Source organism: uncultured Chloroflexus sp. (assembly GCF_937129525.1).
Classification (GTDB): Bacteria; Chloroflexota; Chloroflexia; order Chloroflexales; family Chloroflexaceae; genus Chloroflexus.
In genome coordinates this window covers 1-7,962 of the sequence record NZ_CAKZNK010000078.1, presented here as the reverse complement: position 1 = coordinate 7,962, position 7,962 = coordinate 1, and the positions used below count along the sequence as shown (strand labels likewise).

The 7,962-nt window shown below is 62.1% G+C and carries 4 protein-coding genes; all 4 read right to left on the bottom strand.

Translation table 11 applies throughout. From position 1 onward, the window contains the following. On the bottom strand, positions 1-729 hold a 729-nt coding region (pgl, locus tag Q0650_RS09655; protein WP_298818367.1), incomplete at its 3' end, for a 6-phosphogluconolactonase. 39 nt (positions 730-768) lie between these two features. Continuing rightward, entirely contained in the window at positions 769-1,764 is a 996-nt protein-coding gene (locus Q0650_RS09650) for a phosphotransferase (RefSeq protein ID WP_298818365.1), read from the bottom strand. Next, a complete protein-coding gene (locus tag Q0650_RS09645) occupies positions 1,764-5,132 on the bottom strand; it encodes a flippase activity-associated protein Agl23 (RefSeq protein WP_298818363.1) in 3,369 nt (1,122 codons plus the stop codon). The genes Q0650_RS09650 and Q0650_RS09645 overlap by 1 nt, the downstream gene beginning before the upstream one ends. 97 nt (positions 5,133-5,229) lie before the next feature. Next, positions 5,230-7,686, bottom strand: a complete 2,457-nt coding sequence (locus tag Q0650_RS09640) for a flippase activity-associated protein Agl23 (protein ID WP_298818361.1) — start codon at positions 7,684-7,686, stop codon at positions 5,230-5,232. Positions 7,687-7,962: the final 276 nt, after the last annotated feature.

Genomic DNA, 7,962 nt, shown 5'->3' with positions numbered 1-7,962 from the left:
CGCCGCCGCCGCGTCGAGCAACCAGTGTATCTGTCCATCGACCGGCTGGATCAGGCGCGTCGGTTGGTCAAGTGGATCGCCGCTTGCTGACAGCGCCGCTGCCACCGCCTGCGCTTTGTCAGCGCCGCTGACCACGAACAATACCGTTCGCGCCGCATTCAACGCCGTTGGGGTCAGGCTGATCCGCACTGGCGGCGGTTTGGGCGCATCGCGCGCGACGACCGCCAGCGCGTCGGCAGGGGTTGCCAGCGCCGGATGGCGCGGGAAGAGCGAGGCGGTGTGTCCGTCAGGCCCCATGCCCAGAATGACCAGATCGAAACGACCGTCATGCGTCGCCAGCAGCGCCGCCGTCTGCCGATGGTAGATTGCCGCGGCCTGCTCCGGATCGCGGTAGTAGGATGGCACCGGAAAGACCTGTTCCGCTCGCGCCGGCACATGGTCAAGCAGGGTCTGGCGGGTGGCGCGATAGGTGTTGTCGGGATGATCGAAGGGTACGTACCGCTCGTCGGCAAAGAGTATGCTCACTGCGCTCCAGTCGATCTGATCGCGCCACGGTGGGTTGGCCAGTAGCGGATAGAGGCGCGCCGTGAGACTGCCGCCTGAAAGCGCAACCAGCGCCCGCCTCCGTTGCCCGATCGCCTGTTGCAACGTTGCCGCGGTCAGCGCCGCCGCCGCGCCATACAGCTCGTCGGCGCTGCCGTAGATCTGAATGATGCGCTCCGCAGTCATAAGCCGCTCTCCCTGCGCGATGAACCCGCCAAACCGGGCTTACGCTGACTCAATCGGCGCTACCTCGAAGGCTGATAGCAACCGCCGCGCCTCTCCAGCGTCCGCCTCGTGCGGCAAGCCGCGCGCATACCGATCGCAGGCGCTCCACGCGCAGGCCAGCAGACGCAGCGCGTGTAACCGCTCGGTTTCCGCCTGACTCAACGCGCCAGCGCTACAGTAGCCTTCGTATAACCCTTCGCGCCATGCCGCCGGCAGGTGCGCCCGCAAACCAAACGCCAGATCGAACAGGCCGTCGCCGCTGATAAACCAGCCCGGTTCTTCCAGCGCCTCGAGATGCGCGTGCTGTCCTCCTACCGTGCAGCGAACTGCCTGCGGGCCGAAGTTGCCGTGGATCAGTACCGGCGTTGCCGTATCGAGCCGCGCATCGTTCAGGACTGTCTGCAACGCCTGAATCTCCGCCGGCGCGAACACCAGTTGCAATACCGGCGGCCCGGCCAGACGCTGGCCGATAGCCATCAACACAGCTCGCCAGCTCTGCCACGGCCAGCGTCCGCTGATGGTAGGCCGACCCGGACGCGGCATCCGCTGACGATGCAGCCGCCGCAAGGCCCGACCGGCCTGGCGGGCAACGCTGTGCAACAAATGGTCGTCGCTCAGCTCAGCCGCCGTCTGCCCGGCCACAAAACTCTCCAGCGTATAGGCAAAAGGCGTGAACGCCTTGCTGAGATCGCGCTGAATGATGCGCGCTCCCGGCAGGCCTTCCAGCGCCAGCCCCCGCAAAAAGGTGACATGGGCCGCCAGATCATCTTCCGGGGCTATGCGCAAGATGACGTGCTCGGTGGGCAAGGTCAGCCGCACCAGCAAATGTTGCGTGGTTTGTCGGTAGAGCGTTGCGGCCTGGGGCCGTAAGTTGAGCGCCCGCACCACCATGGCGGTGTAATCACCTAACCGGCTGAGACACCGTTGCCACGCTTCCGGCAGCTCGGTCGCCGCTGGTGAAATGGTATGGTTGAGATGGCGAAAATCGGTCATCATTACGGTCTGACAGGCGCAAGCGCCGGTAAGCTGAAGCGAACTGCGCGACCGCCGATGCGGTCAACAACCCAGATGCTGCCATCAGATGCCACTGCCAGCCCGCTAGGACTGCTGATCGGCACATTATCCATTCCTACCCCCGTCCACCGCAGGAGCGGATCGCCGCCGCTACCGACAACCAGCACGTGCTGGCGCGAAGGCACTGCCACGTATACCGTCCCGTCACGGCTTACCGTCAACATTGGATCGTCATACGTGTTGGACTGCCATCCCCGCACCGGCCACGTCATCAGCGGGATTGGATCGATCCGGCCATCGGCTGCGCGGGCAAAGACCTGCACCCGTCCGTTCCACGTATCGGCAACGTAGAGGTTGCCGGCGCCATCAAATGCCAGGCTGGTCGGCTCATTGAACTGACCGGGCGCGCTGCCGGCGCCGCCAAACTGGTACAGGAAAGTGCCATTGCTATCGGTTACAACGATCCGCTTGTTGCCGGTGTCGGCGATATAGACGTTGCCATCCGCATCAACCGCAACCCCGCGCGGCCCGAAGAAACCGAGCGGAGCGGCAGCGTTGCGCGCCGGATCTCCTTCGGTAATCGTCGCTCGCCGGCCATCGCCGAGATCGAGGTCACCGCTGCCCCAGCTCGCCAGCGGGCGCAGCTCAGGCGAGTACTTCACGATGCGCGCATTCCAGGTGTCGGCCACATAGAGATTGCCCTCCGCGTCGAATGCCAGGCCACGCGGCTCGTAGAACTGATCCAGGCCACTGCCTTGCGAACCGAAATTGCGCGCCAGCGCGCCATCAGGCGCAAAGACTTCGATGCGATGGTTAAGCGTATCGGCCATGTAGATGTTGCCCTGCGGATCGATGGCAATCCCTGTTGCGCCGATACCGGCGCTCGAGAGCCGTATCTCAGCCTGCGCTGCCAGGCGCAATTCAGGCGCAGTTACCACGCTGGTAGCCGTCTGCGCCACGCCCCCGGCCAGATCGCGCCGCAGCCAGACCTCAACTTCGCGCGCGCCGGGGGTCAGTGGTTCCGGTAACTGCCGGAAGAGCAGATAACGGCCCAACGCCGGCCAGTTTTCGCGCCGGAACGGCCAGAGCAGCGCGTCAAACGGCCCATTCAGTTCGCTGCTGAGATCGCGCCCACAATCCTCTTGGGCGGCAGCCGCCGACCAGGTACTGTAGTAAAACCGCTTATACCCGGGGCTTTGCGGTGAACACTTATTCCCCTCGGGGAACCACCAGTTGAAGACACCCGCTTTACCGTAAGGCTGCACATACGACTCGCGCAACAGATCGCGCAACCGGTCGGTAACGTATGGTCGGTAGAGCAACACCATTGGCGCCAGATCGCGGTTGCCATCGGGCATCGTCACCGTCAGTTGCTCAACCGACGGCACGCGCCCCAATTCGCTACCGTTCACCCAGACCAGATTCTGGAAATCGCGCAGATACCAGTTCAACGGCCAGGCCAGCGATCCCTCAGAGGTTTCATCGCCCCGGTCGAGAACAACCGGCATGGTCAAACCGCCAACCGGGTCTTGCGGCCCACGATTGCTGCGGGTGAGATTGATCGCCAGTTCGCGAATATCAGCGGCATAGCGCGGCACATCGGGCGCAGTCTGCGTATAGATGAGCGGCTCGATTGGCACATCGGGGTGATCGTAAACCACCAGCCAGGAGGCGCGGATCGTGTACGCAGCCAGCGCCAGCGCCACGGTCAAACTCACTGCCGCCAGCGTTGCCCGTCCACCCAACTGCCCGAGCAGAGTGAGCAAGGCGTAGATCAGGCCAAACACGATCAGCAGTGGGATAATCGCCTGCAACAATGCGCTCTGCTCGCCGCTGCTCAACCGCCAGAACGCCACGCCAACCGCCACTGATAACAGGATCACGATCAGCGGAATCAACCAGATCCGCGCCGATACCCGCTCGCGTCGGACAACATCGATAATCCGTCCGATCACCCACGCGGCCAGCAGATTTCCCGGCAGCGCCATATGAACGACCAGCCAGGGCATCTTCTCGCCGGCCCAGGAAAAGATGATGATCGCGGTGAAGAACCAGAAGACGACCAGCAACGGATAGAGCGGCCAGGGTTTTTGCGCGCGCAGCCGGGCCGTGGTATCGACATCGCCATCGTCCACCGGCTCGGCTGTCGCCGCGTTAGCCACCCGTCGAGTTGCCAGCCAGCGCCGCGCCACCGCCACGATCATCGCCCCCACCACACCGATCCCGCTGAGCACTGCCAGCGGTTCATACAGCGGCAGCAGCATCAAATAGTAGTACCAGGGCTGATCGCCACGCGCATAATCCTGCTGACTACCCAACCAGTAGATCAGGCCGGCAGTAATCCCATCAATGGCGCCCGGCAGATACGTGAAAAAGCTGGTGTAAAGCACCAGATACACGCCACCCAGAATCGCCAGCGCCGTCCAAAGCGTGGCGCGTTCCTCGCGCCAGAGCTGGCGCAGGCGTTCGGTCAGGATCGGTTCCGGCGGCCACAACCGCTGGCAGAGCCAGGCCAGCGCGAGCGCCGACGCTACCAGGAACGCCTTCTCGCCGATATACAATCCGCGGCCAAACGGCAGTGGTGGATTGATGATCATCAGCGCGGCGCAAAGCCCGATAACGACCAGCAACGCGATGTTGAGATAGCGGGCAAACCGGCTCTCAGCCAGCAAGCGCATCAGCACAAAGATGCCAAAAATGAAGAGCAAAATGTAGTATAGCTCGTGCGTCGCAATTGCCAGAGTCAACCCCAGCGCGGTGAGATAGAGCCACTGCCGCCTGCCGGTATCGATCCAGCGCAGAGCGCCGATCACCATCCACAGTTCCCACAACACCATCAGGCCATCGTGACGGGCAAAGCGCGTGTAGTAGAGCAGAGAGGGCGAAAAGCCGAGCAGGAACGCGGCAACCAGCGCGCCGGCCCGACCCAGATAAGGCCGCAGCCACCAGGCCGACGCGACCAACCCGATCCCGGCCAATGCCATTGGCAACCGCGCCTGCGCATCGCCATCGCCAAACAGAAAATAGATCAGCGCCGTAAGAAAATAGAGTGACGGCCCATGGTAAACGGGATCGTAACAGTAGGTTTCGTGGACAACCCCACCGCGCGCATTGCCATTCTCGTCGAGGCCATTCCAGCAGGAAAAGCCCCCCGCGCCACTGTAGAGTCGCCAGCTCGACCAGGCATGAATCGACTCGTCGTGATGAAGCGCCATGCGCTCCAACCCCCACAGATGGGCAATCACGCTGGCGATCAGAATGATCGTGTAGAGCGCTGTTTCCCAGGTAAGCCAGCCGATCCGCAATCGCCGATCAAGCAGGGTTTCGGTTGTAAGCGTCTGTGTTGACATAGCGGTATGTTGTCAGGCGGCGCCAATTTGTAGATGACTATATCACGAATCGATCCGGCGTGACGCGCAACGAGCACGCAATCGGATTGCCACCGGCCTACCGTTCCGGCATGCGCAGCGACCCACCCAGTCCGATACCGATCTGCCGGGCCAGTTCTGGCCGCACCGCAATCACCATATCGGTCGAGCCAAGCCCTGCCGGTGGCTGACGGAACATCAGATACCGCCATAGCTGCGCCGAAGCTTCGTAATCGAGCGGGTTGCGCAATAACCTGTCGAGCAATGAACTGCCGTTCAGTCGGTAGGTCTGGTCTTCGGGGAACCACCAGCGTAGGGGGTAACGCTGCAACACAAAATCTTGCAAATAGGTGCGATTTTCCGGGTAACGGTCGAGATTTTCTTGCAAGAGCAACACTGCCTGCACCTCTGCTGCCGGCGGACCATTCAGCCGTCCCCCCGGCACATAAACCGCTCCCGGCCAATCGCGCAGGTACCAGAGCCAGACCGTCTCGTTGTCGTACATCACGGGCAGGCGCGTGCCGCCGCCGCGCCGCAGCGCCGCCTCTTCCAATCGCCGCGCGATCCGCATCACATCAGGCGAAGTCTGCGTATACACCATCATCTCGCGGGCGACATCGCCGGTTTGATAGGCCAGGCGGATACTGGCGCGCGCAGTGTAGAACCCAATCCCCAACGCCAGCCAAATCGCTACAATTGCTGCCGTCACCGTCCAACCCCAACGCAGACCGGCGCCGATCACCAGCAGCGTAAACAGAGTCAGGGTAAAGATGAATGCCTGCCAGGGCTGAATGGGCGAAGTCGGACCGGCAGCCACCGTGATTGTCAGCAAGAGATAACCGAGACTGACGATTAAACCAAAGAGCAAGCCAAAACTGAACAACGATCCTTTGGGCAAACCCAACGCTCCCGGCTGCCAATCCTCCAGCCAGCGCCATCCGCCCGTCGGCGCTGGCGCGAGATCGCCGGCGCCGGATGAGGGAGCGTCAGTGGCAGCCGGAGTAACCGGTTCGGCTACTGCCAGCTCCGCAGCCAATACCTGATCTTGCTGCCAGCTTGCCACCTGCTGTTGCGCCAGCGCCACCAGCTTCGCCAACGTCCACCCAAACAGAAGGGTGAGCGGCAGCGTGATGTGAATGGTCAGCCAGGGCATCTTTTCGCCCGCCCAGGTGTAGATTGCAGACGCGCCCACGACCCACCAGGCAATCAGGCCAACCGCGAACGCCTCCGGCCAGCGCCGACGCGCAGCCACGATTGCCAGCGGCAATCCTGCCGCCGCACCAAGCATCAGCAGCGGCTCATACGTTGCCAGGATAACAGCGTAATAATGCCCCGGCTGACTCCCGCGCTGCACATTGTGTTGCGCCAGCCAGTAAAGGAGTGAGCCGGCCACACCTGAAATCAGGCCGAGCAGATTGGTGAAAAAAGAGGTAAACAGCACCGCATAGATGGTCAGCGCGATCATCAGCGCCACCTGCCAGCGCCGATCAACGAACAGACTGGAGGCTACCAGCGCCGCCGGCTCACCCCGCTGCAGCGCAGACTCCCAAGGGGTAAAACCGTCCCTGTCGCGCCGGAACCAGACCAGCCACACCAGCAGCGCCAGCGCGCCGGTCAGCGCGATCAAGGCGCTAATAATCGCCGGATGATTGACAAACCGACCGATGTCGGCCAGATAACGCAGCCCATTCTCCCAAACGCTACGCCCGCCATCGCTATCAGAGCGATTGCGCACCAGCAGAGCATAACCGTTATCTTCAGTTTCCAGCGGCGGCCAGCCAAAGATCGGCCCCGGTTGATCAACCACAATCGCGCCACCGGCATCGCGTTGCGCGTGATGAGCGCCATCAACCACTGCCGTGCCCGGCAACACGAAGATCAGCAGCGCCAGCGCCACTCCCAACCCGCCGACAATAGCCAGCCCTGGGCGAAACACCTGCCAGCAAAAGATTGCCGCGAGCGGCAGAGCAAAGATCAAGACGTAGAGATACGTCGTCTCCTGATTGGTCAACATCAACGCCAGCGCCGCTGCGCCCAGATACAGCCAGCGTGGACGCGGATCGAGCGCATAGCGCGCGATAGCTATAAAAACCAGTATCTCGCAAACGACCGAATAAATATCGTGCCGGAAAAAGCGCCCCACATACAGTGACACTGGCGAGATGAGCAGATAAACGCTGGCCACCAGCGCCGCCAGCCGCCCAATCACCGGTCGCAACAACAGCGGACTAAGCGTCAGTCCAATGCTAAACAGCGCAGCGCTCAACCGCGCCGTCGTATCATTATCGCCAAACAGAAAAAAGGTCAGCGCGCCGAGGTGGTAGAGCAACGGCCCGTGCAAAAGCGGATCGTGCATATAGCCGCGACCGCTGAACAGATACCAGGAATAGGCCGCGTGCAGCGTTTCATCGTGATGCAAGGCGCGATCACCCAACCCCCACAACCGGCTCGTGATCGCCAGCGCCGCGATTACCACATAAGCAAATTGTTCAACAGTAGGCGTCCAGCGCCGTTTACCCGCCACAGACATCGACATAGCTCTCAGCGCGCCACGAGACGTTTTGATAAACCGCAGGCATTGTACACGAACGATTACAGCAGGGCAAGAGCAAAATCCACCAGCCCAATCACCCACCACACCGACTCACAAACCGCCGCAACCGCAGTAGGGGCGCAGCGCTGCTGCGCCCCTACCCTCTCACAGCGCAACCAGTCCCCTCTCGCCGATTGTTACCACCGCAGAGATCGCAGAGGACGCAGAAAGACTATCGCCTATCAGCTATCGCCTATCGCCTATCAGCTATCGCCTATC

What these genes read in the sequence shown, in the direction of transcription:
- Q0650_RS09650 (WP_298818365.1), bottom strand. Translation starts at nt 1,764, where the DNA reads ATGATGACCGATTTTCGCCATCTCAACCATACCATTTCACCAGCGGCG.
- Q0650_RS09645 (WP_298818363.1), bottom strand. Translation starts at nt 5,132, where the DNA reads ATGTCAACACAGACGCTTACAACCGAAACCCTGCTTGATCGGCGATTG.
- Q0650_RS09640 (WP_298818361.1), bottom strand. Translation starts at nt 7,686, where the DNA reads ATGTCGATGTCTGTGGCGGGTAAACGGCGCTGGACGCCTACTGTTGAA.